Source organism: Paracoccus amoyensis (genome assembly GCF_014490725.1).
Taxonomy (GTDB): Bacteria; Pseudomonadota; Alphaproteobacteria; order Rhodobacterales; family Rhodobacteraceae; genus Paracoccus; species Paracoccus amoyensis.
The window spans coordinates 174306-198993 of record NZ_JACOQL010000003.1 but is presented as its reverse complement, the minus strand read 5'-3'; the positions used below and the strand labels follow the sequence as shown (position 1 = coordinate 198993).

Below are 24688 nucleotides of genomic sequence, written 5' to 3'. Positions count from 1 at the left end.
GCCGGCCAGTTGGGGCGAAGCGGCCATAGCCGGTATTGCCACCGACACAGCCAGAGCAAGCGGGAGGAATGGTTTGCGCAACGATCAGCCCCCCAGGAAGGTGCGACGCACCTCTTCATTGGCCATCAGTTCCTTGCCGGTGCCGGTATGGGCATTCGCACCCTGCACCAGAACATAGGCCTTGTCGGCTATGTTCATGGCCTGCTGGGCATTCTGTTCGACCATCAGAACGGGCATCCCGCCGCGTGCGATGGCAATGATGCGGTCAAACAATTCATCCATGACGATGGGGCTGACGCCTGCGGTCGGCTCGTCCAGCATCAGCACATCGGGGCGGGTCATCAATGCGCGACCAACGGCCACCTGCTGACGTTGGCCACCGGACAATTCACCGGCCGCCTGCTTGCGCTTTTCGGCCACGGCCGGGAACAGTTCATAAACCTGTTGCAAAGTCTGGCGAATATCGTCGTTGCGAATGAACGCGCCCATTTCCAGATTTTCCTGAACCGTCATCGAAGGGAAGATGTTGTTCACCTGCGGCACGAAACCCATTCCGGCCTTGACCCGGTCTTGCGGATTCAGCGCGGTAATGTCGCGACCGTTCAGGCAGACGCTGCCCTTGCGCAGATCCAGCATGCCGAACAGCGCCTTCATGGCGGTGGATTTGCCAGCGCCGTTCGGGCCGACGATCACGGCGATCTCGCCTTTGTCCACGGCAATGGTGCAGTCATGCAGAATGTCGGGGCCACGGCCGTATCCGCCCGACATGCTTTCGCCGATCAGAAAAGGCGTGCCGTCGCGCGCCGGTCCGGTCGCACCGGATTTGCGGCTGCCGTCGAATGTGCCCTGACCCTTGGTATTCACGATCGAGGCGTCACGATTGCCGCGATTTCCAAATGCCTTGTCTGTGTCGCTCATGCGCCCACCATGTCTTTATTCTTCAGACCGCGTCCCAAATAAGATTCGATCACGTCTTCATTCTGCATGATGTCCTGGGCACTGCCGGTCGCCAGCACCTTGCCTTCGGCCATGACGATGACCGGATCACAGATTTTGCCAATGAAATCCATATCGTGCTCGATCACGCAGAAGGTGTAGCCGCGTTCCCTGTTCAGACGCAGAATCGCATCGGCAATGGTGCCCAGCAACGTGCGGTTCACGCCCGCGCCCACCTCGTCCAGAAAGACGACCTTGGCATCGACCATCATCGTGCGGCCCAACTCCAACAGCTTTTTCTGGCCGCCCGACAGATTTCCCGCCTTTTCATTTGCAACATGGCTGATGGTCAGGAAGTCCAGAACCTCGTCTGCTTTCTTGCGCAGATCGGCCTCTTCCCGTTCGATCCGGCCACGCTGGAACCAGGTTTTCCAGATTGTCTCGCCGGTTTGGCCGCCCGGAACCATCATCAGGTTTTCACGCACGGTCATCGACGAAAACTCATGCGCCAACTGAAAGGTGCGCAGCAGGCCCTTGTGAAACAACTCATGCGGGGGCAGGCCGGTGATATCCTCGCCATCCATGGTGACGCGGCCCGAGGTGGGTGGCAGCACACCCGCGATGACATTGAACAGCGTTGATTTTCCAGCGCCATTGGGGCCGATCAACCCGGTGATCGAACCGGTCTCGATCGTCAGGCTGGCCCCGTCAACGGCGCGAAATCCGCCGAAATGTCGGTGAAGGTCTTCGACCCTGATCATACCTTTTTCCCTGTCTTCACGTCTTTGGTGAAGTATGTCCGCGAAATGCGGTTTTTGTTATAAAAAACGGCCCGGCGCCCAAAGAAGGTTGCCGGACCGTGTCATTTTGCAGGGCTTAGCGGTAGCCGACCACCGTCATGGCACCGTCCTCGAACGCCACCTCGCGATAGACGCCAGCGCTTTCACCCGGCTCGACCATTTCGACGGCAGAGGCGCCGACATAGTCGATATCGCCGCCGCCGCTGAGGATCTCCAATGCCTTGCCCAGTTCACCCGGCAGGATTTTTTCACCCGGAGCGTTGGCGACATTCATCACCTGATCCTTGTAAACCGCCGGGTCACTGCTTTTTGCAGCAGCCATCGACAACAGGATCAGCGCCGCCGCATCATAGGATTCAGCCGAGAATGCACCAGTGCCGTCGAAGTTTGCCGCTTTGGCCATTTCGACGAACTTGTCGCGGCCTTCGCCTTCTGCGGCCGGGTTCTGGCCAAAGCTGCCATCGATTTCGGGACCGAAATTGTCGACCAGCGCCTGCGAAACCATGCCGTCAGGGAAGACGAAGGTTTCAAACGCGCCGCTGTCCAGTGCGCCACGAACGATGCCCGAGCCGCCTTGGTCAACATAGCCCGCCACAACCAGCGCATCACCACCGGCAGCGGCCAGTGCGGCGACTTCCGCCGAATAGTCGGCCTTGCCGTCGTCATGGGCGCTGTTCGTGGTGACGGTGCCACCTTTTTCCTTAACGCTGCCGCAAAGCTGTCTGCCAGACCCTTGCCATAGTCGTTGTTGGTATAGGTGACGGCGACGTTCTTGATGTCTTTGCCAAGGATGATGTCAGCCATGACTTCGCCCTGACGCGCATCCGAAGGCGAGGTGCGGAAGAACAGGCCGCCATCGTCGATCGTCGATAGCGCAGGCGAGGTGGCCGAGGGCGAGATCATGACGATGCCATTCGGCTTGGCGACGTTTTCCAGCGAGGCGATGGTTTCGCCCGAACACATGCCCCCGACGATGCCCTTCACGCCTTCCGACGTGATCAGACGCTCGACAGTTGCGGTGGCTGCGGCGGCGTCCACACAGGTCGAATCGCCCCGAACAATCGTCACGGTCGAGCCGTCCATGAATTTGCCGGAATCGTTGATTTCTTTCGCTGCCAGTTCGACGCCCGCCTGCATGGCTGGTGACATCGATTCAAGCGGACCGGTAAAACCGAACGAGGTGCCCAGCTTGATGTCTTCGGCATTGGCCATTCCGGCCGCCAGAATTGCGGTCGAGGCCGTTGCGAGAAGAAGTTTTTTCATTCTTTTAGTCTCCCAGTTGGAACTGTGTCCTGCGCGGCAGGTTAGAAGCGCCGTGCTTAAAAGGAAAGCATGTTGTCGCAGGCGGAACCTGCCTCTTGCGTCAAGTTTTCAGGTGTTAGCGCCATCCGACAGGCTCTGGGCGTCGTCGGAACAGAAAGCCCAGCAGTGTCATCGCCATCCAGCCCAAGGCAAAGCCGATTCCCGCCGCCCAAAGGCCCGCAGCAGTTACCGGAATGGCTGGCCGGAAATCGCCCCAGGTTGCGGTCAGGGTTTCGGTGTCACGCAGGCGATGCGGCAGCGCCATTCGTTCCAGCGGTGAAGCAAGCCGCAACATTGCCAGGTCGCTTTCAGCATGTTCCAACCGTGCAAATGTGCTGCGCATATCCGCCTGATGCGCGTCACGGAAATTGCTGCCGGAAAGATCCGCCAGCGCCTGTTCGCGTGTCATGTCGGCGCGGCGTGCGCTGGCATCAAATTCGGATGCCACACGGGTCAGGCTGTCGACCTGGCCGCCCAGCCTTTGAACATACTGGTCTGAAAAGGCCGGGAATTGGGACAGGCAGATGGCGCAAATCAGCGCCACTGTCAGCCGCAGAAACCCCATCATGCCGTGGGTGCCGACAAGGCGAAGATCGGCTGATAGATTTTGCTGAGACGCTCAACCGCCTCTTGCGGGGACAGCTCTTGGCTTTCGCCGCTACGCCGGTCGGTCAGTTCAACCTTGTTATTGGCAAGGCCGCGCGGTCCGACCGTGATGCGCCAGGGCAGACCGATCAGATCCATCGTCGCGAATTTCGCACCCGCGCGTTCGTCGCGGTCATCGTAAAGCGGGTCCATACCGCGCGTGCGCAACTCGTTATAGATGGCTTCGCAGGCGCTGTCGGTCGATACGTCGCCCTGTTTCAGGTTGACGATACCGACATGGAAGGGGGTCACGCCCTCGGGCCAGATGATGCCCTTGTCGTCGTGGTTTGCTTCGATGATGGCACCCAGCAGGCGGGAAACGCCGATGCCATGGCTGCCCATATGGACAGGCACGCGGTTGCCATCGGGGCCGACAACCGTCGCGCCCATCGGTTCGGAATATTTGGTGCCGAAATAGAAGATCTGGCCCACTTCGATCCCGCGCGCGGTGCGGCGGCGTTCTTCGGGGATCTGGGCGAAGACGGCTTCGTCATGGGTTTCATCAGTGCGGGCATAGCGGCTGGTGAATTCCTCCAGCACGGCCTGACATTCTTCGACGCTGTCGTAGTTGATCTGACGGTCGCCAAAGGTCAGATCGGTAATCTGGCTGTCATAGAAAACCTCTGATTCGCCGGTTTCGGCCAGAACCAGAAATTCATGCGTATAATCGCCGCCAATCGGGCCGCCATCGGCGCGCATCGGAATGGCTTGCAGGCCCATGCGCTCATAGGTGCGCAGATAGCTGACCAGATGCCGGTTATAGGCATGCAGCGCGTCTTCCTTGGTCAGGTCGAAGTTATAGCCGTCCTTCATCAGGAACTCGCGGCCGCGCATGACGCCAAAGCGCGGGCGGATCTCGTCGCGGAATTTCCACTGGATATGATACAGCGTCAGCGGCAAATCCTTGTAACTGCTGACGTTGCTGCGGAAGATGTCGGTGATCATCTCTTCGTTGGTGGGGCCATAAAGCAGGTCACGCTTGTGGCGATCCTTGATGCGCAGCATTTCCTCGCCGTAATCGTCATAGCGGCCGCTTTCGCGCCACAGATCCGCCGATTGCAGGGTGGGCATCAGCAAGGGAACATGACCCGCGCGCTGTTGTTCCTCATGCACGATCTGCTCGATGCGTTTCAGCACCTTGTAGCCCAGCGGCAGCCATGAATAGATACCCGCCGCCTGCTGTTTGATCATGCCGGCACGCAGCATCAGACGGTGGCTGACGATCTGGGCTTCTTTGGGGTCTTCCTTCAACACGGGCAGGAAGTAGCGCGACAGACGCATATGCGGGATCCTTACAACGGAATGCTGGGTTGCAGCGATACCGGATCAGGTCGCCAATGCCAAGAACCTGTGCCGGATGATGCCGCAGCCTTTGCCGCTATGCCTTGCAACCAACGCGCAGGACGGTCAAATTGCACCGACATTTCGTCCTGGGAGTTAGTGATGCGGATTCCTGTCCAAAAACAGATAGTCTGGTGGGGCGTCGCCGCCGCACTGCTGTTCGCGACGATGTGGTTGCTGGGACAGGCGATCCTGCCATTTATCCTTGGGGCCGGGGTCGCCTATCTGCTGGACCCGGTGGCTGACCGGCTTGAAAGGGCAGGGCTGTCGCGGACGATGTCAGTGGTCACCATCAGTGCCATTGCGGTTCTGCTACTGGTCACGATCGTCTTGTTGGTTGTGCCGATTCTGGTGCGACAGGCGACATCGCTGGTGGAAACGGCGCCCGAGATGTTCCAGAAGGCGCAAGACATTCTGTCCGCCCGTTTCCCCCAATTGCTGCCCGAAGGCGGGAATTGGGACCAGGCCCTGACAGAGTTGAGCGACGCGTTTCGAGAACAATGGAGCAATGTCGCTCAAACGGTGATGTCGTCGGTTGGCGGAATGATCAGCGTGGTTGCCCTGCTGGTCATCGTGCCGGTCGTGGCCTTCTATCTGCTGCTTGACTGGGACCGGATGGTTGCCGAAGTCGACCACCTGTTGCCGCGTGAGCATGCAAGCACGATCCGCCGCCTTGCCCGCGAGATCGATCAGGCGCTGTCGGGCTTCGTGCGCGGTCAGGGGCTGGTGATCCTGATCCTTGGCACATGGTATTCGATTATGCTGATGCTGGTCGGCCTGCCTTTTGGTTTTTTCATCGGCATCATGGCGGCAGTGTTGTCGTTCATCCCTTACGTCGGCGTGCTGATCGGCGGTGTGACGGCCATCGGCGTGGCGTTGTTCAGCTTCTGGGGCGACCCGGTGTGGATAGCGGCGGTGGCGGCAATCTTCGTGACTGGACAGGTCGTCGAAGGGAATTATCTGCAACCCAAGATCGTCGGCGGCAGTGTCGGCCTGCATCCGGTCTGGTTGCTGCTGGCCTTGTCTGTCTTTGGTGTGCTTTTCGGTTTTGTCGGGATGGTCGCGGCGGTGCCGCTGGCGGCGACTTTGGGTGTCCTGACCCGTTTCATGGTCGAACGATACCGCGAAAGTGCGCTTTATACCGGACAGGCCTTGCCGCCAGAACCGGGTCAGCCGATGTTGGTCGAGGTTGTTCCACGCGGCACGGTCGAAACTCAGATCCGCAACGCGCGATGGTCCGCGGATCGCGAGCGCGCCCAGGGCATGTTGCAAACGATGCCGGAAGAACATGATCGCAGGTCACCCGAATAGATGGTCGGAGCTTCCCGTCAACTGACACTGGACCTGACAACGCCGCCCGCACATTCGCGGGCGGATTTTTTGCCTGCGCAGGCCAATATGCAGGCGCTGGTGATGCTGGATGCACCGCAGGAATGGCCTCAGGGCCGGATGTTGCTGGTTGGCCCGGAGGGGGCGGGCAAAACCCATATGGCGGCGTTCTGGGCTGCCGAAAACGGTGCGCGGCGGGTCAAGGCATCTGGTTTGCGCCCCGACATGGCCGACCAACTGGCGGTTCAGGATGGCGCATTGGTGATCGAGGATGCGGACCGGACCGGACGCGCAGCAGGGGCAGAACAGACACTGTTCCATCTGTGGAACCTTTGTGGTGCGCGCGATTGCCTGATGCTGTTGACGGCCCGGACGCCGCCGCGTGACTGGGAGCTGGTGTTACCGGATCTGCGTAGCCGGATGCAGGCAATGCCGCTGGTGCGGCTTGGTTCGCCGGATGAACCTTTACTGGCTGCCGTGCTGGTCAAGCTGTTTGCTGACCGGCAGCAGGCAGTATCAGCCGAATTGATCGAATGGCTGGTTTTGCGCATGGACCGTGATCTTGGCCTGGCCCGGCGTCTGGTCATTGCGCTGGACAGAACCGCAATGGCCGGTAAGCGCCCGATAACACGTCGTTTAGCGGCCGAATTGCTGGACAATCTGTCAATTGCTGGCGCATGATCCGGTCAAACAGCCCCGATTTGTAAAGCTATGACCCAAGCCGATTTTTTGCGCACCCCGTTCCCTGAACCGCTTGAGCTTCCCGATGGCCCACCCGAAGACGCCGAAAGGTTTTTTAACCGAGAGTTAAGCTGGCTCAGCTTTAACTGGCGCGTGCTGGATGAGGCGCGAAATCAGCGTGTCCCGTTGTTGGAACGACTGCGCTTCATCTCGATCAGCGCGACAAATCTTGATGAATTTTACACAGTCCGTGTGGCTGGCCTGCGCGAATTGATGCGTGAAGGCAGTTCGACCCCCTCGGACGATGGCCGCTCTCCGGCCGAGCAATTGTCATTGATCAACACCGATGCTCGCCATCTGATGAGCGCGCAGCAAGCCGTCTGGGACCATCTGCGCCATGAGATGGAGGCCGAAGGCATCGTGATTCTGCCGCGTGATCGCCTGACCGAGGCGGATCAGGAATTCCTGCACGACTATTTCCAAAACAGGGTGTTCCCGGTTCTGTCGCCTTTGGCGATTGATCCCGCCCATCCGTTCCCCTTCATCCCGAATGCGGGGTTTTCGCTGGCGCTGGAACTGGCGCGTGATATGGATGGTCGACAGATGCAGGCGCTGTTGCCGATTCCGGCACAGCTTCGCCGCTTTGTGCCCTTGCCGGGCGGACAGCGCTTTCTGCCGCTGGAAGATCTGCTTCTGATGCATCTGTCCAGCTTGTTTCCGGGCTATCGCGATATCGGTCACTGCGCATTTCGTGTGCTGCGCGACAGCGATCTTGAGGTCGAGGAAGAAGCAGAAGATCTGGTCCGTGAATTTGAAACGGCCCTGAAGCGCCGTCGCCGTGGCAGCGTTATTCGCATGAAAATTACGGCGGGCGCCCCCAAACAATTGCGCCGTCTGATCATGGAAGAGCTTGACGTCAGCCCCGACGAGGTCATTGACGTCAAAGGCTTGCTTGGCATGGCTGATCTGAACGAACTGGTTCTGGATAGCCGCCGCGATCTGCTTTGGCCATCCTTCACCCCGCGTGTTCCCGAACGGGTTCAGGATCATGGCGGCGATATGTTCGCCGCGATCCGGCAAAAAGACATGCTGCTGCATCATCCCTATGAAACCTTTGACATGGTCGTGCGCTTTCTGCAACAGGCCGCCCGCGATCCCGACGTTCTGGCCATAAAACAGACCCTGTATCGCACCAGTCGCGACAGTCCGATCGTCGAAGCGCTGTGCGAAGCGGCCGAGGCAGGCAAATCAGTCACGGCGCTGGTCGAATTGAAGGCGCGTTTTGATGAGGCGGCAAATATCCGGCAATCACGCCGTCTGGAACGGTCCGGTGCCCATGTGGTCTATGGCTTCGTCAACTATAAAACGCACGCCAAAATCAGCACCGTTGTGCGGCGAGAGGGGGACAATCTGGTCACCTATACCCATTACGGCACCGGTAATTACCACCCGATCACCGCGCGTGTTTATACCGATCTGTCGCTTTTTACATGCGACCGGTCCCTGGGGCGCGATGCGACGAAGGTATTCAATTTCCTTTCGGGCTATGTGCAGCCTGCCGGATTGGAAAACATCTCGATCTCGCCCATTGATCTTAAAGAAAAGCTGCTCTCGCTGATCGCGAAAGAGGCTGAGCATGCCCGCGAGGGTCGCCCGGCAACGATCTGGGCCAAGATGAATTCGCTGATCGAAAAAGACGTAATCGAGGCACTTTATGCCGCCAGTGCGGCGGGCGTGAAAATCAGTCTTGTCGTGCGTGGAATTTGCGGAATACGCCCCGGTATCAAGGGATTGTCAGAAAATATTCGTGTGAAATCCATCATTGGCCGTTATCTGGAACACTCACGTATCGTCTGTTTCGGAAATGGCAGTGAACTGCCATCCAAAAAGGCGCGCGTCTTTCTGAGTTCGGCCGACTGGATGGACCGCAACCTGTCGCGGCGGGTGGAAACGCTGGTCGAATGCATGAATGAAACCGTCAAGGCGCAGATCGTCAGTCAGGTCATGGCGGCGAATATGGCCGATGAAGCGCAAAGCTGGCTGTTGCAACCCAATGGCAGGTTTGTCCGCTATCTCCCTGAAGATAATGATGATCTATTCAACTGTCACCGTTTCTTCATGGAAAACCCGTCACTGTCGGGCCGAGGTAAGGCGCGGGCAAGGGATGTTCCGGAACTGGCCCATTCTTCCGATTGACCAACGGCGGAACACGGGCCATTAACGGTCCCGATGCGCCAGCATGGAGGCAGCGATGAACAACGTGCAAACGTCCAGCGGCAAGAATATCGAACATCTCGGTAAAATGTTCGAAAAGCTGCCAAAACGCGCCTTGTCGAGGGTCGGTGTGGTCGACGTGGGGTCGAACTCGATCCGTTTGGTGGTTTTCGATGGTGCAGCCAGATCGCCGGCCTATTTCTACAACGAAAAGGTGATGGCCGGACTGGGCGCCAAGATGGCCGAAACCGGCAAGCTGAACCCCGAGGGTGCCGAACGCGGTTTTGCCGCCCTTGCACGCTTTGCCGCGCTGGCCAAAGGCATGGATATAGAACCACTGACCTGTGTCGCGACCGCCGCCGTGCGCGAAGCAGAGGATGGCCCTGCCTTTCAGGACCGGGTCGAACGGGAAACTGGTCTGAAGCTGCATGTCATTGATGGTGAGGAAGAGGCACGGTTATCCGCACAGGGGGTGCTGTTGGGCTGGCCGGATGCCAAGGGGTTGGTGTGCGACATCGGCGGCAACTCGATGGAACTGGCCGAACTGGATGGCGAGGGTAATATCGGTCGCCGCGTGACCTCGCAATTGGGGCCGTTCCGCCTGCAACAGATCAAGGGCGGAAAAGAAGGTGTGATCAAACACATCCGCAAGATTATGGGCGAACTTGCCGCCAAGATGGGCACCGATCATGACAGGATTTATCTGGTCGGCGGATCGTGGCGGGCCATTGCGCGACTGGACATGGAGCGGGCCAAATACCCGATGACCGTTCTGCACGAATACCGCATGACACCCGAAGCCGTGCATGACACGGTGAAATGGATCAACGATCACGACATAAATGAGCTGCGCGCCAAGGTCGGCATTTCATCGTCGCGGATGGAACTGCTGCCCTTGGCCTCGTTGGTGCTGGAGCAGCTGGTCGATACTTTCAAGCCAAAGGAACTTGCCGTTTCCAGCTATGGTATCCGCGAGGGTCTGCTGTATGAGCATATGTCAGACAGCCTTCGCAAGCGTGACCCGCTGATCGAGGCTGCGCGGTTCACCGAACGCCAGATGGCGCGAATTCCGGGGTTCGGCAAAAAGCTTTATCAGTTTCTGGAACCGATCTTTGCCGATGCGACCCCCGAGAGAGAACGGCTGATCCATGCGGCCTGCCTGCTGCATGATACCACCTGGCGCGCGCATCCCGATTATCGTGCCGAGGCCTGCTTCGACAATGTGACCCGCGCAAACATGGCGGCGCTCAGCCATCCCGAACGGGTCTTTCTGGGGCTGGCCTTGCTACACCGCTATAAGAACAGCCGCTCGAACTCACCGATGGAGCCGCTGTTCAAGCTGCTGACAGACGAAGAGATCCGGGATGCCGAAATTCTGGGCAAGGCGATGCGTTTCGGCGCAATGTTCGCCATTGACGATCCGTCGGATGCAGGCACACTGCGCTATTTCCCCGACAAGAAACAATTGCAGTTGAAGCTGACCAAAACCGGCCGTCAACTGATGGGAGAGGTCGCCCAGGCGCGCTTTCAATCCCTGTGCAAGGCCATGGATGTCGAGCCGGTGGTGCTGTAGGCGGCGCAGAACTTGCACTTCAATGACTGATCCCTCATGCTTGCCTCAGGAAATTGAGGAGCATGTCATGCCAGTTGGCCATAATGCTGCCTGCCATTGTGGAACCGTTCAGTTTCGCGTTCGGCTGACGGATGAATTCAATACCGCCCGACGCTGTTCATGCTCGCTATGTCGGATGCGTGGGGCAATTGCTGTATCGGCACCATTGGACGGCATCGAATTCTTGGCGGGGGAAGATAACCTGACGCTGTATCAATTCGGGACGGGTGTTGCGAAGCATTATTTTTGCAGGACATGCGGCATCTATACCCATCATCAGCGCCGCTCGAACCCGAACGAATTTGGCGTTAATGTGGCCTGCATCGAAGGGATCAGCCCATTCGACTTTGCCGAGATCATCGTGAATGACGGCGTCCATCATCCCAATGACGGCTTTGCCGATCGACGGGTCGGTGTGCTGCGATTTACGCCTCTTTGATGGATGGATTGTCAGGCTGCGTTTTGAAGGGGTTGACCGCGTCGGGCCAGCGGCGTGGATAGGTTGAGATGACCAGTAGCACATCCGACCCCGGTAAAGCGGCGCGCATATCGTAGATCAGTTGCAAATTGAGTGTGTCGACTTCTGCGGCAGCCATCGGGCGTAGCGGATCGTAATAGACGCTGACGTAATAGCTGCGCCCGCTTTTGGTCACCGACAGATCTGTTAGCCTGCCGCCGTCCTGTATCAGGGCCGGGCGCACTGCGCGATGGGCACGGGCCACGATGTCTGGCGCGGCAGTCACACCGGCCAATTCGCCAAGACCAGACCGCAAGCCACTGATATATTGCCCAATCGCCGTCAGACACAAGATGATGACGATGATCGAATCGCCGACTGGCGCGATTGGTGCCAGCGGGCCGTCACGCAGCAGATAGATGCCCAACATTCCGATACCGGTCGCCAGCGTGATCGCCCCGTCAAATGCCGCCGCGCGGCTTTCCACCAAAAGGATATCACTGCTCTTTCCACTTTTGATCCAGCTTTGCCAATGGCTCCACCACAGCCAGAAGCAGATCGCCGTGATCAGCACGAAATAGACGGTCATGGGTGCAAAATTCAGTGGTTCTGGCGTGTTGCCGTGCAAGTAGCTGAAGATATTACGCGCGGCCGAGGTGATCGCGAACAGAACAAGCCCAAGAAGCGATAGCGAACGGAAGGTGACGAAAATCGCCTCGTCTGCGGCATAGCCATAGGGGCGCAGACGATCCGGGCCCGCTTCTATCTTGCGGCTGATACCTCGGGCAAGAAAAGCCGATGCAAAGCCGGTCATGGAAAACAGGCCATCCATGATGATGGCGTTCGAATTGGTCATGAAGCCCGCCACCACGCCTGCGACGGCCATCACAAGATTGCCAGCCATGGCGATACCGAGGGATCGGCTTTCCAATTGCTGTGTCGTGGGGATGTCCTGTGCGCCCATTCCGATTCCTTGGCCAGTCCTGCTTGTTGTCAAATTTAGGCCGGCAATGTCGGACTGCACAAGCTGATCGTCATGAGAATCAAAAAGGGCGCCCCAAGGGACGCCCTTTCTAGTCTGCCAAGGGGCAGGGGGATGATTACATCATGCCGCCCATACCGCCCATGCCACCCATATCGGGCATACCGCCGCCAGCGGCTTTAGGCTCGGGCTTTTCAGCAATCATGGCTTCGGTGGTGATCAGCAGACCAGCAACCGATGCTGCATCTTCCAGCGCGGTGCGCACGACCTTTGCCGGGTCGATAACGCCGAACTTGAACATGTCGCCATATTCTTCGGTCTGTGCGTTAAAGCCAAATGCCTTGTCGCTGGATTCGCGGACCTTACCTGCAACGACGGCGCCATCGACACCAGCGTTTTCAGCGATCTGACGCATCGGAGCTTCCAGGGCGCGGCGAACGATTGCAATACCGGCTTCCTGATCCGAGTTCTCACTCTTCAGGCCATCCAAGGTCTTGCCGCCCTGAACCAGTGCAACGCCGCCACCGACGACAACGCCTTCCTGCACGGCCGCACGGGTCGCGTTCAGTGCGTCATCGACGCGGTCCTTACGCTCTTTCACTTCGATTTCGGTCATGCCGCCAACGCGGATAACGGCAACGCCGCCAGCCAGCTTGGCCACACGCTCTTGCAGTTTTTCGCGGTCGTAGTCCGAGGTGGTTTCCTCGATCTGCTGGCGGATCTGTGCGACGCGTGCCTCGATCTCGGCTTTTTCACCAGCACCGTCAACGATGGTGGTGTTGTCCTTGTTGATCGAAACCTTCTTGGCGCGGCCCAGCATGTCGATGGTGACGCTTTCCAGCTTCATGCCCAGATCTTCGCTGATGACCTGACCACCGGTCAGAATAGCGATATCCTGCAGCATGGCTTTACGGCGATCGCCGAAGCCCGGTGCTTTGACAGCAGCGATTTTCAGACCGCCACGCAGCTTATTGACCACCAGCGTCGCCAAGGCTTCGCCTTCAACATCTTCCGCGATGATCAGCAGGGGCTTGCCCGATTGAATGACGGCTTCCAACAGCGGAACCATCGGCTGCAGCGACGAGAGTTTTTTCTCGTGCAGCAGGATATAGGCGTCTTCCAGATCAGCAACCATCTTGTCGGGGTTGGTCACGAAGTAAGGCGACAGGTAGCCGCGATCGAACTGCATGCCTTCGACGACTTCGACTTCGGTTTCCATGCCTTTGTTTTCTTCGACGGTGATAACACCCTCGTTGCCAACTTTCTGCATGGCGTCAGCGATGAAGCGCCCGATCTGGGCTTCACCGTTGGCCGAAATGGTGCCGACCTGTGCCACTTCGTCACTGTCGTTGACAGGACGCGAAGCAGCTTTGATCGCCTCGACGACTTTGGCGGTCGCCAGGTCGATGCCGCGCTTCAGATCCATCGGGTTCATGCCCGCGGCAACGGCCTTCATGCCTTCGCGAACGATGGCTTGGGCCAGAACGGTGGCGGTGGTGGTGCCGTCGCCGGCCTCGTCATTGGTGCGCGAAGCGACTTCACGAACCATCTGCGCGCCCATGTTTTCGAACTTGTCAGCCAGTTCGATTTCCTTGGCAACGGTGACGCCGTCCTTGGTGATGCGCGGTGCGCCGAACGAACGGTCGATCACCACGTTGCGGCCTTTCGGGCCCAAGGTCACTTTGACAGCATCGGCGAGGATATTGACGCCTTTCAGCATGCGGTCGCGTGCGTCGGTGTTAAACTTGACTTCCTTAGCAGCCATTTGAATCTCCTGAAGTTAATGTTGAAGGATGCGTGGGTTCATTCGCCTCAGGCGATGATGCCCAGAATGTCGCCTTCCTTCATGATCAACAGTTCTTCACCGTCGACCGTGACTTCGGTGCCCGACCATTTGCCGAACAGAACGCGGTCGCCAGCTTTGACCGACGGTGCGATCAACTCTCCCGAGTCCTTGCGCGCACCTTCGCCAACGGCGATGATCTCACCCTCGGCGGGTTTTTCTTTTGCGCTATCGGGGATAATCAGGCCGCCCTTGGTTTTTTCGTCCGATTGGACGCGACGAACCAGAACGCGGTCATGCAGCGGTTTGAATGCCATAATGGAACACTCCGTATCACAGGTTGCAGTGTTTCGTTGTTGGCACTCACCTGATGCGAGTGCCAATGCGAGTGATCTAGGGACAGCTTCATAATGTGTCAACGATTCCCAAGGCTAAATTTTTGCCCCTATGGTCGTCGGCGGATTCCTGTGCCAGCCTTATGCTGATCTGATGTCGTATATGAAGGATTGCGATATGCGTTTGCCGGTGGCGATGATCTTCATTTTGGGACTGTCTGCGGGGGCAGCGGCGGCGGAATGCGTCGGCACGAACCTTCTTGAAACGATGCCCGCCGATCAACGTGCGGAAATCAATGCGGCCACGAAAGACGTTCCCTTTGCGCGTGGTATCCTGTGGCAGGCGACAAAGGGCGACCAGAAAATCACGATGGTCGGCACCTATCATTTTACCGATCCACGCCACCAGGTCACCTTATCCCGCCTGCAGCCTGCGTTGCAGGATGCAGCCGCGCTATATGTCGAGGCTGGGCCGGTTGAAGAAAAGAAACTGACCGACGCCCTGACAGCAGATCCGGACCTGATGGTCGATCCCACCGGGCCGACTCTGCCCGAACGGCTAAGCGACGAGGACTGGCAGGTGCTTTCCTCCGCAATGGAGGATCGCGGCACGCCGGCCGTTGTCACCTCGCGTTTGCGGCCCTGGTATGTCGCGATGATGTTGGGGATCAGCCCTTGTATGATGACCCAGCTGAATAGTGATGGGGGCGAGGGGCTGGATCAGCTTTTGGTACAAGAAGCCGAAGACATGGATATTCCTGTGATCGCGCTTGAGCCTTGGGACACGGTTTTTTCGCTGTTCGGTGATATGACCCCGAAACAGGAAATTGACATGATTCGTGTTTCGTTACCCGTTGCAGCCCATGCGGATGATTACGGCGTGACCCTTAGCGACGCATATTTTGACAGCGATATCTGGACGATTTGGGAATTTGGCCGCTTCGACGCCTATCGCAATTCCGACATGTCCCGGGCGCAGGTGGACGAACAGATGATGCTGGCGCAAACCAAATTGATGGACAGCCGAAACAAAAGCTGGATCGCGCCATTGACCAAAGGTGCAGCCGAGGCTGCCGCACAAGGCAAATCCGTGGTTGCCGGATTTGGCGCATTGCACCTGCCAGGCGAAAATGGCGTGCTGCGATTGCTGGAAAAAGACGGCTGGACGATCAGGCCGCTGCAATGATGCAGGCTTTGCTCTGACAGCTCATGCGCGATGTGTGAAAGCCGCTTTCGCGTGGCTGATCAACGACCGCCCAGAACGGAAAGCTGCTGCTGACGACCGCCGCGGACATAGGTGATCCGACTGTCTCCGATAGCAGAGATCGTGCCGCCGTTGATCTTGTCCCCGATCCGCAATGTCAGCACCCGCCCATTTGACAGGCGGACCAACGCACGGCTGGCGCGACCCGCACCGATGGTGCCGATGATCTGCGTGCGGTTCAGCTGGATGCCACGTTCAACCGTGGCCGCGTTGCCAGCGGTGGTTGGTGTGCGGCCATCGGGCAGATCGGCAGCGGCAACCTCGGGTTCGGATTCCGCTTCGGGTGGCTGATATGCTTGCTGACGGCGGGCTGCATTGGCGGCTTCTGCTTCGGCCTGCGCACGTGCGCGGGCCTCGGCGGCGGCACGGGCCTGCGCCTCGGCGCGGGCGTCGGCTGCGGCGAACTGACGGGCGCGTTCCTCCGCCTGACGTTGAAGATCATCGTCGGCCCGGCGCTGCGCTGCAAGCTCGTCGGCGCTTTGGGCCTCTGCCGCCGCGCGAAGGTCGGCAGCAGTGGGAGCGTTGGACGACGTGGCCGCCAGCGAAACCGCATCGGCAACCGCAGAAGCTGCGGCACGACCGCCGCCCGGACGGCGACCGGGGATCGCAGATGAAGTAAGCGCCGTCAATGGGACGGCGCCTGGCTGGGAGGGCGAACTGGCAACGGCAGAAGCTATCGCATCTTCAACTGCCGCTTTTGAAAGGCTGGAGTTGCCAGGGCCGGGGTCATTGCCGCTGGCGACGGTCCGGTTGCCGGGGCGGGCCATGGGGCGCGTCGAGCTTCCAAGCCCTGCCGAAGAAGATGCAGAGGCCATTGATGGCGGTGCGGCCTGGGCATCGGTGCGAGGTGTGGGGCGATCCGTATCGGCTACGGCCGCCGCGACCGCGTCACGAACGGCCTGTTCCGACGTTGCACCGACGGATAACGGACGGCGGGTCGGACGCGCATCGGCCAAACGGATAAGGGCACCCCGTTCTGCTTGTGTCAAACCGTTTGCGCCGACCTGCGCGGTGCGCAGATCAAGCAGCAGGTTTTCCAGAAACAGACGCTCATCCGCCGTCAGTTTGGTCGGAGCAGCGTCTTCGTTGGTGCTGCCTTCCTCAAGCATGGTCTGCCGGTCAGGGCGCGATGGCGGGCGCGGCGACGATGCGGCAGGGCGCGTTGCCGGCTGGGTCGTGGCTGCTGGTGCCGCGGCAGGCGCAGCGGCAGCCGGGGTCACGACCGGTTCAGCGGCGCGGCGCTGCGTGGCCGGGCGTTCTGGGGGGCGGTTGCCGGTCAGACGGCTTGGCTCTGGCTGCGTGCGCTGCGCATAGGGTTGCGGATTGGCCGGAACCGTCGGCTGACGATCCGTTGCCGTTTGTGTGGCACGGGCCGGGGTTGCACGCGGCGGGCGGGCCGAGCTTGCCAGACGCGGTTGGCGCGTCGTCGGCGCAGGTGCAGCCGCAGGCGTCGGCGTTGCCGTCGCCTGACCGATCGAGCGCGATCTGGGCGCGTTCGCCAGATCGCCCGTCATGGTTGCCGCGCTGATGGTTTGCTGGCGCGCAGCCTCGGCAGCCGCGGCCGCACGCTGGGCATCGCGGGCGACAATCGCGTCATTCAGTGCGCGGCTCAGCGTATCGTTGCCAAGCGCCATCTGCGCAGCGTTACGTTCGGGTTCGGCTGCTGCTGCGGGCTGTTGTGCCGGACGGGCGGCTGGTGGGCGGCTTGTCGTAACGCTTGGCGCGGCCACAGCCGTGGTTGCTGCCGTCGCTGCCGTTGCGGCAGCCTGTTGTTGCGCATCGGTGATGGCTTCAGCCGGTGCGGCCTGGTCCGTCGCCAGATCGGCAGGCGCGACGGGTGGGGACGATTCATCGATGGTTTCGATCGGTGCCGCTGCGGTTTCGGACTGCGCTGTTTCGCCCTCTGATGCAGCGGCGGCTGGCAGGTTCTGATCTGCAAATTCAGCTTCGGCAGTGCCGACATCGTCCAACGCACCCTCCTGAACGACGTCTTGTTCCGGAATGGCGTCTTGCGTGGCGGGCGTCGCGACAACCTGTTCGCTTGCGGGTTCGGTCTGCGCGACAGGCACATCGTCACCGCGACCACCGAAGAAGATCAGCACGACCAGCACCAGCACCGCCAAACCACCGATCATCATGGTCAAACGGCTTGGGTTCAGGTTCCGCACCCGTGTCAACAAAGAGGGCGCAGCGATTGCAGGCTCGACATCGGACTGTTCGGCACGCAGCGCCTTGGCTTCACGTGCGCGGGAATGAACAGCCTGCGCACGAGGGGACAGCCCTTGGGTCGAGGGTGCTTTTCGTGCGCCGTGACGGATCACTCCTATTGCCAGGCCCTCGGCATCTTCGGCCGGCTCTTGGGCGTCGATTTCAACCAGTTCGTCCTTGACTGCTTGCTGCGCTGCCCGTTCCGAATTGGTTGGCAGTTCCGAATTGGTTGGCGTTTCCGAATTGGCTGCCTTGACGTTTTCGACGGCAGCCTGCAGGCGCGCGATCGCGTCGGGCTTTGATTGTTTTGGTTCTGCCGCTGCCACATGCACATGATGCGCAATGATACGCGACACCGTGACAGCAGCCACCGGGGCTTGCGTTTCGGTCGCTTTGGCAGGCTCAACCGGTTCCGAGGCAGCCAGAGCCGCAGCCGAGGTCATCGCCTCTTCTGCTTCCTCGGCGACCACCTTTGACGCTGCGGTTTCGACCACAGGTGCCGGTTCGCTCGGCACGGGGGCATCTGCAATAACCGGGTCGGTGATCCGCGCCTGACTAAGATCAGGCTCCGAGAAGGGGTGGCGGGTCAGTTGTTCCTGCGCCAGACGGCTTGGGCCGAATTCGGGATCGCCTTCAAAGCGGTTGTCACCGGGGCGGGCAATGAATCCTGCCGGATGGAATCCCTGAGCGCGGGCGAAATCTTCTGCCTCTTCCAGCGTGCGCCGGGCGACGGCGGCAACGCGCAGCGTCTCGATCTCGCCATTTTCGGCCGGGCACCAGTCAAAGGCCAGTTCGGTGGTCTTGTAGGGGGTCATCCCTTCAAGTGCGCGGCCAATGATCGCCGCCGTGTCAGAGCCGAATGGCACCGTCAGCGTAGTGTAAAGGATCTGGTCGTCGGGGATCACGAGAATGGTATCCAGGTCGCCAGATGCGCCGCCCGCTTCATCACGCAGGGCGTGCAGCTTCGCGGCCATCTCTCGACCGGCGAAATAGGCTTGGCCCAAGGGTCGCCAGTCGCGTCCCTGACGTTGTTCCAAAAGCACGGCTTCTTGCGTGAAGCTCATGGCAAATTCGGGCGGTGCGGCATGTTTATTCATGTTTTTATTCGCTGCTCGATTATGATCGCGTGTTCTGATGCCGCGATTTGGTGGGGTTGATTATGATTTACCGCAATTTGTGGGGTGAGGAAAGCATATCTCGCGGATTTCTGCCGTATCTGTGAACAAAAATCAGCGAAACTGTGATCCGAGCGGGGGTGAACATATCGTCTATATCTGGCGTTATCGTCGCAAAGGGATTCCGAACCGTGAAAGGACAGGGGATGATGATCACTACACGCAGGACCGGGCAGGCCATTTTCGCGATGTCGACCGCTTTGGCGCTGACGATGGCGATGCCGGCTATGGCACAGCAGGGCGGCACGATGTGTTCGCCAATGGCGGGCAATGGCGGCATGTCAACAATCAGCGTCAATGGCACGGGCGAGGCGCGTATCGCGCCGGATATGGCGACCATTCAGCTGGGCGTTACGACCCAAGCCGAAAGCGCTGCCGAAGCGATGAAGCAGAATGCAGAACGTCAGACGGCTGTGATCGCGGCGCTTGGCGAAGCGGGCATCGAACAGGCTGACGTCCAGACTTCGGGTCTAAACCTGAATCCGATGATGGATTATGGTGAAAACCGCGCCCCGACCGTGGTTGGCTATCAGGCGTCGAACATGGTGTCGGTCCGCGTGAAAGAGATCGGCAATCTGGGCCAGGTGATGGACGCCATCGTCAATGCCGGCGCGAATGAGATCAACGGCATCAGCTTCCAGCGCGAAGACGGATCGGACGCCGAAGATGATGCCCGCCGCAAAGCCGTCGAGGATGCGCGCCGCAAGGCCGAAGTTCTGGCCGAGGCCAGCGGCCTGACGCTTGGCCCTGTCCTTTCGTTGCGCGATACGCCGCAGCCCGAAGGTCCGCGCCCGATGATGATGGAGGCGCGTGCGGCCTCGGACGCCGCAAGCACGCCGATTGCAGCTGGCGAGCTGTCGATGAGTGCGCAGATCGAGGCTGAATATGCGCTGATCGGCGATGGTGCCTGTGCGCCGCGCAAGGGTGGCCATCATGGTGGTGGTCATGACAAATCTGGCGAGCGCGGTGAACCCGCCGGTGACATGCCCCCGCCGATGGGCACCGATCAGGGTGCGCCAGCACCGGGTGAGCCGGTCGTGCCCATGGGCAATGCCCCGGAGGAAGGTGAAGCGCCTTCGAACTAGTCTGTCAGCATACTGTTCGGAAATGAAAAGGGGCCAGTCGGCCCCTTTTTTAAGCTGTCGCTTTTGCCAATGCCTGATCCAGGTCGGCGATCAGATCGTCCGCATCCTCGATGCCGATGGACAGGCGAACCACCTCGGGGCCGGCCCCTGCGGCCCGCTGCTGTTCTTCGGTCAGTTGCCGATGCGTGGTGGATGCGGAATGTATCACCAGTGACCGGGCATCACCCAGATTGGCGACATGGCTGAACAATTTCAGCGCGTCGACCAGCTTTACCGCCGCCGTATATCCGCCTTTGATCGAAAAGGTGAACAGCGCACCGGCACCCTTTGGATAGACCCGCTGCGCCGTCTTGTTCCAGGGCGAGGATTCCAACCCGGCATAGGTGACGCCGGTCACGCGTGGGTCGTTTTCAAGCCAGGCCGCGACTTTCTGCGTGTTCTCCACGTGCCGTGGCATCCGCAGCCCCAATGTCTCTATCCCGATCAGGGTGTAATGTGCACCTTGCGGGTTCATGGTCATGCCCAGATCGCGCAGGCCGATAGCGATGCCATGGAAAGTAAATGCCAGTCCACCAAAGGTTTCGTGGAATTTCAGCCCGTGATAGGCAGGCTCGGGTTCGGACAGGCTGGGGAATTTGTCGCTGGCTGACCAGTCGAATTTGCCGCTGTCCACGACCACGCCGCCAGTCACGGTGCCATTTCCGGTCATGTATTTGGTCAGACTGTGCACAACCAGCGTCGCGCCCATCTCGATCGGTTTGCACAGATAGGGCGTGGCCAGCGTATTATCCACGATCAGCGGGATGCCCGCAGCGTCAGCGATTTCTGCGATGGCGGGAATATCGGTCACATAGCCGCCCGGATTGCTGATCGATTCACAAAAGATCGCGCGCGTGTCGTCGTCGATGGCCGCTTCGACCGCCTTCAGATCGTCCAGGTCGACGAATTTCGCGGACCAGCCGAAGCGTTTGAATGTCTGCGAGAACTGCGTGACAGTCCCGCCGTAAAGCCTTGTAGATGCGATGATATTCTTTCCCGGACTCATTAACGGGAAAAGCGCCATGATCTGCGCCGCGTGGCCCGAGGAACAGCAGACCGCACCCACGCCCCCTTCCAACGCCGCGACTTTGGTCTGCAAAGCTGCGACCGTCGGATTGGTCAGACGGGAATAGATATATCCAACCTCTTGCAGGTTGAACAAACGGGCTGCGTGTTCGGCATCGCGAAAGGCATAGGCGGTCGTCTGATAGATAGGCACCTGCCGTGCACCAGTGGCCGGATCCGCGTCGCTGCCCGCGTGGATGGCTGTTGTATCAAAGCCTTGGCTCATGGATTCTGTTCTCCCTCAATTTCGGTGCAGCTTATCGTCGTTATGCGAAACGGCAACGCCGAAGTCCGGGGAATGACAGAAGCTATGTTCTACAGCGGACGATTATAGCGGATGAATGGGGTTCGCGTTGCGACCTGATCGTAAAGCATTCGGCCCGCATAGTTGAACTCTTGCGTCAGCCAGTAAACGCTGGGCACGCCCGCAGCGTCAGCCGCGTGATAAACCGCCTGTATCAACGCACGCCCGACGCCTTTGCCACGGGCATCCTCTGCCGTGAACAGGTCTTGCAGATAGCAGACGCCTTCGGGCCGCCAAAGATGCGCATGATATGTGTAATGCGTCAGACCCAGAAGTTTCCCATCATCTTCTGCTACCAAGCCAATGAAATCGCCTGGCTTTTTGGCGATAAGCCGATCAAATGCCTGATCGAAGAAGGATTGCGGCAGATCGGGACGTTCATAATAGCGGTGATAGCCGTCATAGAGGCGCTGCCACGGTTCTTTGTCCTTTTCGGCGACCGCGCGAATGATGACCGTCATCTTTGCCTCCGTGCCATGAATGCCAGCTTTTCAAACAGTGCCACATCCTGTTCATTCTTTAACAGCGCACCATGAAGTTTCGGCAGCATCTCACCCGGATCGCGCTTCAGATCTTCGGGCGACAGATCTTCGGCCAGGATCAGCTTGAGCCAGTCCAGCAATTCGCTGGTCGATGGCTTCTTTTTCAGGCCGGGGGCTTCGCGCAGTTCAAAAAACTGGGTCAAGGCCTCTTGCAGCAGGGCGGGTTTCAGGCCGGGATAATGCACCCCGACAATTTGTCTCAGGGTATCTGCGTCAGGGAAGCGGATGTAGTGAAAGAAACAGCGGCGCAAAAACGCGTCGGGCAGTTCCTTTTCGTTATTCGAGGTGATGACGACCACGGGTCGGTGCTGTGCGCGGATCGTTTCGCCGGTCTCATAGATGTGAAACTCCATCCGATCCAGTTCCTGCAGCAGATCGTTCGGAAATTCGATATCAGCCTTGTCGATCTCATCGATCAGCAGGACGACTTTTTCGGGGGCATCGAACGCCTGCCACAGTTTGCCTTTGCGGATATAATTGGCCACGTCATGCACGCGTTCATCGCCCAGTTGGCTGTCGCGCAAACGGCTGACCGCGTCATATTCATACAGACCCTGCTGGGCCTTGGTGGTCGATTTCACATGCCATTCAATGATCGGCAGGCCAAGGCTTTCCGCAACCTGCCGCGCAAGCTCGGTTTTGCCGGTTCCCGGCTCACCCTTGACCAACAGCGGACGTTCCAGCGTGACGGCAGCATTGACGGCAATCGCCAGTTCGGGCGGCGCAACATAGCGATCAGTTCCGGTGAATTGCATGAAAGCTCTCCTTTCGCGAAAAATGAGTGGTGTCCAAACCGCTCTGCGCGAAGTTCGGCCGGTCAATGCACAAATACTGACCTTTCGGCTAGTGACAAGCCGGACTTCATCCGTTAGTTGGCGGGCAATGCCGGTTATACCGCCGCATATGCTGCCGGAGAGACGCATGAAAGCCCAGACCTTCCTGCCTCAGGATTATCGTCCCGCCGAAGACGAGCCGTTCATGAATGATCGGCAGTTGGAATATTTCCGCCGGAAACTAGAAGCATGGAAGCAGGAACTGCTGGATCAGTCAGCAGAAACACTGGAAGGCCTGCAAGACAGTGCCCGTGCCGTTCCCGATCTGGCAGATCGTGCCAGCGAAGAAACCGACCGCGCGCTCGAATTGCGGACCCGTGATCGTCAACGCAAGCTGGTCAGCAAGATAGACTCGGCCCTGCGTCGCATTGAGACCGGCGAATACGGTTACTGCGAAATGACCGGAGAGCCGATCAGCCTGAAGCGGCTTGATGCACGTCCGATTGCAACCATGACGCTGGAAGCGCAGGAAAAGCACGAGCGCCGCGAACGCGTTCACCGCGACGACTAAGCGATCAGCCGAGTTCGGCAGATCAGCATAAGATGAGCGCCGCTGATCCTTTGGGTTGGCGGCATTTCTATTTCTGACAGGGGTGCGGGCATGTCGTTGCAGGGGCGTGACATCCAGATCATCGGTGCCGGTATTGCCGGACTGACGGCGGCAATCGCGCTGGCGCAGCGCGGCGCCAGGGTGGCGGTTCTGGAAAGGGCACCCGAATTGACCGAGGTTGGGGCCGGTTTGCAGCTTTCGCCAAATGCGGTCCGCGTGCTGGATGCGCTTGGTCTGGGCCTTGCACTGGACGCGGCCTCGCTGCCCAGCCATGCTGTCAGATTGCGGGACAGATCCGGGGCGGATGTTGTCAGGATGAATTTGGGATCGGGCCACCCGGACGGGCGTTTTCGTCTGATCCACCGCGCCCGTCTGATTGCGTTGCTGGCTGATGCCGCGCGTGTCGCGGGGGTCGACATCAAGTTGGCGCAGGATGTCGTGGATTTTCCGCAACCGTCGCTGTTGATCGGGGCGGATGGTCTGCGCAGCAGGGTTCGGACCGCGTTGAACGGGCGCGAGGTTCCATTCTTCACCGGACAAACCGCTTGGCGCGCGGTTATCGCAGACGATGGTGGCGTCCCCGAAGCGCAGGTCTTCATGGGACCGGGGCGGCATCTGGTCAGCTATCCTTTGCCGGCCGGGTTGCGCAATATCGTTGCCGTGATCGAGCGCCATGACTGGCAGGAAGAAGGCTGGAAACATGCCGACGACCCGGCGAATCTGCGCGCCGCCTTTGCCGGATTTGGCGGGCCCGTGCCTGATTGGCTGGCGCGGGTGCATGAAACCAATGTCTGGGGCCTGTTCCGGCACGAGGTGGCGCGGGTCTGGCAGGATGGCCAGAAGGTGGTGATTGGCGATGCCGCACATTCAACGCTGCCGTTCATGGCGCAAGGGGCCTGCATGGCGATCGAGGATGCGTGGATTTTGACCGCATGTCTGGATGCCGACATGGATCAGGGGCGGGCATTGCAGCGATTTGAAAGCCTGCGCAAGCCGCGCTGCAGCAGGATCGTGCAGGCCGCGAACGACAATGCCCGCAACTATCACCTGACGGGGCCGAAGCGATTGGTGGGTCATACGGTGCTGCGGCTGGCAGGGCGGGTTGCGCCGGGCAAGCTGTTGTCGCGATTCGATTGGATTTATGGCTATGATCCGATCCGCGAAACCGTATCGTGAAACGCCGCGCGAGTGACGCGCGGCGTTTAT

Annotated in this window: 20 protein-coding genes and 1 pseudogene; 9 read left to right on the top strand and 12 right to left on the bottom strand. The window is 59.5% G+C overall.

The window, feature by feature from the left end; genetic code table 11:
- Positions 1–84: 84 nt before the first annotated feature.
- The 5 genes and pseudogenes from H4P12_RS10015 to proS all read right to left on the bottom strand — a co-directional run bounded on the left by H4P12_RS10015 (position 85) and on the right by proS (position 4964).
- Complete coding sequence (locus tag H4P12_RS10015) at positions 85–918, bottom strand: ABC transporter ATP-binding protein (protein WP_187793549.1); 834 nt, start codon at positions 916–918, stop codon at positions 85–87.
- Positions 915–1697, bottom strand: a complete 783-nt coding sequence (locus tag H4P12_RS10010; protein ID WP_187793548.1) for an ABC transporter ATP-binding protein — start codon at positions 1695–1697, stop codon at positions 915–917. The genes H4P12_RS10015 and H4P12_RS10010 overlap by 4 nt, the downstream gene beginning before the upstream one ends.
- Before the next feature lie 115 nt (positions 1698–1812).
- Positions 1813–2999: pseudogene (locus H4P12_RS10005) on the bottom strand (ABC transporter substrate-binding protein).
- A 115-nt stretch (positions 3000–3114) separates the two neighbouring features.
- On the bottom strand, positions 3115–3606 hold the full coding sequence (locus tag H4P12_RS10000; RefSeq protein WP_187793547.1) for a DUF2937 family protein: 492 nt from the start codon (positions 3604–3606) through the stop codon (positions 3115–3117).
- Entirely contained in the window at positions 3603–4964 is a 1362-nt protein-coding gene (gene proS, locus H4P12_RS09995; protein ID WP_187793546.1) for a proline--tRNA ligase, read from the bottom strand. Before proS ends, H4P12_RS10000 begins: the two co-directional genes overlap by 4 nt.
- A 162-nt stretch (positions 4965–5126) precedes the next feature.
- On the opposite strand from proS, the gene H4P12_RS09990 reads away from it, so the two are divergent.
- From H4P12_RS09990 to H4P12_RS09970, 5 genes are all read left to right on the top strand, one after another.
- On the top strand, positions 5127–6335 hold the full coding sequence (locus H4P12_RS09990) for an AI-2E family transporter (protein ID WP_187793545.1): 1209 nt from the start codon (positions 5127–5129) through the stop codon (positions 6333–6335).
- Positions 6336–7034 (top strand): P-loop NTPase family protein, encoded by a 699-nt coding sequence (locus H4P12_RS09985; protein ID WP_187793544.1) that lies wholly within the window; start codon positions 6336–6338, stop codon positions 7032–7034.
- Between the two features lie 30 nt (positions 7035–7064).
- The gene (locus H4P12_RS09980) at positions 7065–9230 is read left to right on the top strand and encodes an RNA degradosome polyphosphate kinase (RefSeq protein ID WP_187793543.1); all 2166 of its coding nucleotides are present in this window, start codon (positions 7065–7067) and stop codon (positions 9228–9230) included.
- 55 nt (positions 9231–9285) lie between these two features.
- Positions 9286–10821, top strand: a complete 1536-nt coding sequence (locus H4P12_RS09975; RefSeq protein WP_187793542.1) for a Ppx/GppA family phosphatase — start codon at positions 9286–9288, stop codon at positions 10819–10821.
- Positions 10822–10888: 67 nt separating this feature from the next.
- Entirely contained in the window at positions 10889–11299 is a 411-nt protein-coding gene (locus H4P12_RS09970; RefSeq protein WP_187793541.1) for a GFA family protein, read from the top strand.
- Here the strand turns inward: H4P12_RS09970 and H4P12_RS09965 are convergent.
- The 3 genes from H4P12_RS09965 to H4P12_RS09955 all read right to left on the bottom strand — a co-directional run bounded on the left by H4P12_RS09965 (position 11286) and on the right by H4P12_RS09955 (position 14399).
- Complete coding sequence (locus H4P12_RS09965; protein ID WP_187793540.1) at positions 11286–12281, bottom strand: cation efflux transmembrane domain-containing protein; 996 nt, start codon at positions 12279–12281, stop codon at positions 11286–11288. The two genes, H4P12_RS09970 and H4P12_RS09965, sit on opposite strands and share 14 nt — an antisense overlap.
- Before the next feature lie 136 nt (positions 12282–12417).
- Positions 12418–14064 carry a chaperonin GroEL gene (gene groL, locus H4P12_RS09960; RefSeq protein ID WP_187793539.1) on the bottom strand — a complete coding sequence of 549 codons (1647 nt, stop codon included), beginning with the start codon at positions 14062–14064 and terminating at the stop codon, positions 12418–12420.
- A 47-nt stretch (positions 14065–14111) separates the two neighbouring features.
- Positions 14112–14399 (bottom strand): co-chaperone GroES, encoded by a 288-nt coding sequence (locus tag H4P12_RS09955; RefSeq protein WP_187793538.1) that lies wholly within the window; start codon positions 14397–14399, stop codon positions 14112–14114.
- A gap of 196 nt (positions 14400–14595) precedes the next feature.
- Between H4P12_RS09955 and H4P12_RS09950 the strand changes: the two genes are divergently transcribed.
- Positions 14596–15603 (top strand): TraB/GumN family protein, encoded by a 1008-nt coding sequence (locus H4P12_RS09950; RefSeq protein WP_187793537.1) that lies wholly within the window; start codon positions 14596–14598, stop codon positions 15601–15603.
- Between the two features lie 59 nt (positions 15604–15662).
- Here the strand turns inward: H4P12_RS09950 and H4P12_RS09945 are convergent, their stop codons facing one another.
- Positions 15663–18986, bottom strand: a complete 3324-nt coding sequence (locus tag H4P12_RS09945; protein ID WP_187793536.1) for a hypothetical protein — start codon at positions 18984–18986, stop codon at positions 15663–15665.
- A 224-nt stretch (positions 18987–19210) separates the two neighbouring features.
- Between H4P12_RS09945 and H4P12_RS09940 the strand changes: the two genes are divergently transcribed.
- Positions 19211–20149 carry an SIMPL domain-containing protein gene (locus H4P12_RS09940; RefSeq protein WP_187793535.1) on the top strand — a complete coding sequence of 313 codons (939 nt, stop codon included), beginning with the start codon at positions 19211–19213 and terminating at the stop codon, positions 20147–20149.
- A gap of 49 nt (positions 20150–20198) precedes the next feature.
- Here the strand turns inward: H4P12_RS09940 and H4P12_RS09935 are convergent, their stop codons facing one another.
- The 3 genes from H4P12_RS09935 to H4P12_RS09925 form a co-directional block, all read right to left on the bottom strand.
- Positions 20199–21479: an O-acetylhomoserine aminocarboxypropyltransferase/cysteine synthase family protein gene (locus H4P12_RS09935; protein WP_187793534.1), complete on the bottom strand. Its 1281-nt coding sequence runs from the start codon at positions 21477–21479 to the stop codon at positions 20199–20201.
- A gap of 89 nt (positions 21480–21568) precedes the next feature.
- A complete protein-coding gene (locus H4P12_RS09930) occupies positions 21569–22018 on the bottom strand; it encodes a GNAT family N-acetyltransferase (protein WP_187793533.1) in 450 nt (149 codons plus the stop codon).
- Positions 22015–22854, bottom strand: coding sequence for an AAA family ATPase (locus H4P12_RS09925; RefSeq protein ID WP_187793532.1), 840 nt, complete (start codon positions 22852–22854; stop codon positions 22015–22017). The genes H4P12_RS09930 and H4P12_RS09925 overlap by 4 nt, the downstream gene beginning before the upstream one ends.
- A 166-nt stretch (positions 22855–23020) precedes the next feature.
- On the opposite strand from H4P12_RS09925, the gene dksA reads away from it, so the two are divergent.
- Both dksA and H4P12_RS09915 read left to right on the top strand, forming a co-directional pair.
- Entirely contained in the window at positions 23021–23443 is a 423-nt protein-coding gene (gene dksA / locus H4P12_RS09920) for an RNA polymerase-binding protein DksA (protein WP_187793531.1), read from the top strand.
- 90 nt (positions 23444–23533) lie between these two features.
- Complete coding sequence (locus H4P12_RS09915; RefSeq protein ID WP_187793530.1) at positions 23534–24658, top strand: FAD-dependent oxidoreductase; 1125 nt, start codon at positions 23534–23536, stop codon at positions 24656–24658.
- The last annotated feature ends 30 nt before the right edge of the window (positions 24659–24688 follow it).

What these genes read in the sequence shown, in the direction of transcription:
- H4P12_RS10015 (WP_187793549.1), bottom strand. Translation starts at nt 918, where the DNA reads ATGAGCGACACAGACAAGGCATTTGGAAATCGCGGCAATCGTGACGCC.
- H4P12_RS10010 (WP_187793548.1), bottom strand. Translation starts at nt 1,697, where the DNA reads ATGATCAGGGTCGAAGACCTTCACCGACATTTCGGCGGATTTCGCGCC.
- H4P12_RS10000 (WP_187793547.1), bottom strand. Translation starts at nt 3,606, where the DNA reads ATGATGGGGTTTCTGCGGCTGACAGTGGCGCTGATTTGCGCCATCTGC.
- proS (WP_187793546.1), bottom strand. Translation starts at nt 4,964, where the DNA reads ATGCGTCTGTCGCGCTACTTCCTGCCCGTGTTGAAGGAAGACCCCAAA.
- H4P12_RS09990 (WP_187793545.1), top strand. Translation starts at nt 5,127, where the DNA reads ATGCGGATTCCTGTCCAAAAACAGATAGTCTGGTGGGGCGTCGCCGCC.
- H4P12_RS09985 (WP_187793544.1), top strand. Translation starts at nt 6,336, where the DNA reads ATGGTCGGAGCTTCCCGTCAACTGACACTGGACCTGACAACGCCGCCC.
- H4P12_RS09980 (WP_187793543.1), top strand. Translation starts at nt 7,065, where the DNA reads ATGACCCAAGCCGATTTTTTGCGCACCCCGTTCCCTGAACCGCTTGAG.
- H4P12_RS09975 (WP_187793542.1), top strand. Translation starts at nt 9,286, where the DNA reads ATGAACAACGTGCAAACGTCCAGCGGCAAGAATATCGAACATCTCGGT.
- H4P12_RS09970 (WP_187793541.1), top strand. Translation starts at nt 10,889, where the DNA reads ATGCCAGTTGGCCATAATGCTGCCTGCCATTGTGGAACCGTTCAGTTT.
- H4P12_RS09965 (WP_187793540.1), bottom strand. Translation starts at nt 12,281, where the DNA reads ATGGGCGCACAGGACATCCCCACGACACAGCAATTGGAAAGCCGATCC.
- groL (WP_187793539.1), bottom strand. Translation starts at nt 14,064, where the DNA reads ATGGCTGCTAAGGAAGTCAAGTTTAACACCGACGCACGCGACCGCATG.
- H4P12_RS09955 (WP_187793538.1), bottom strand. Translation starts at nt 14,399, where the DNA reads ATGGCATTCAAACCGCTGCATGACCGCGTTCTGGTTCGTCGCGTCCAA.
- H4P12_RS09950 (WP_187793537.1), top strand. Translation starts at nt 14,596, where the DNA reads ATGCGTTTGCCGGTGGCGATGATCTTCATTTTGGGACTGTCTGCGGGG.
- H4P12_RS09945 (WP_187793536.1), bottom strand. Translation starts at nt 18,986, where the DNA reads ATGAATAAACATGCCGCACCGCCCGAATTTGCCATGAGCTTCACGCAA.
- H4P12_RS09940 (WP_187793535.1), top strand. Translation starts at nt 19,211, where the DNA reads ATGATGATCACTACACGCAGGACCGGGCAGGCCATTTTCGCGATGTCG.
- H4P12_RS09935 (WP_187793534.1), bottom strand. Translation starts at nt 21,479, where the DNA reads ATGAGCCAAGGCTTTGATACAACAGCCATCCACGCGGGCAGCGACGCG.
- H4P12_RS09930 (WP_187793533.1), bottom strand. Translation starts at nt 22,018, where the DNA reads ATGACGGTCATCATTCGCGCGGTCGCCGAAAAGGACAAAGAACCGTGG.
- H4P12_RS09925 (WP_187793532.1), bottom strand. Translation starts at nt 22,854, where the DNA reads ATGCAATTCACCGGAACTGATCGCTATGTTGCGCCGCCCGAACTGGCG.
- dksA (WP_187793531.1), top strand. Translation starts at nt 23,021, where the DNA reads ATGAAAGCCCAGACCTTCCTGCCTCAGGATTATCGTCCCGCCGAAGAC.
- H4P12_RS09915 (WP_187793530.1), top strand. Translation starts at nt 23,534, where the DNA reads ATGTCGTTGCAGGGGCGTGACATCCAGATCATCGGTGCCGGTATTGCC.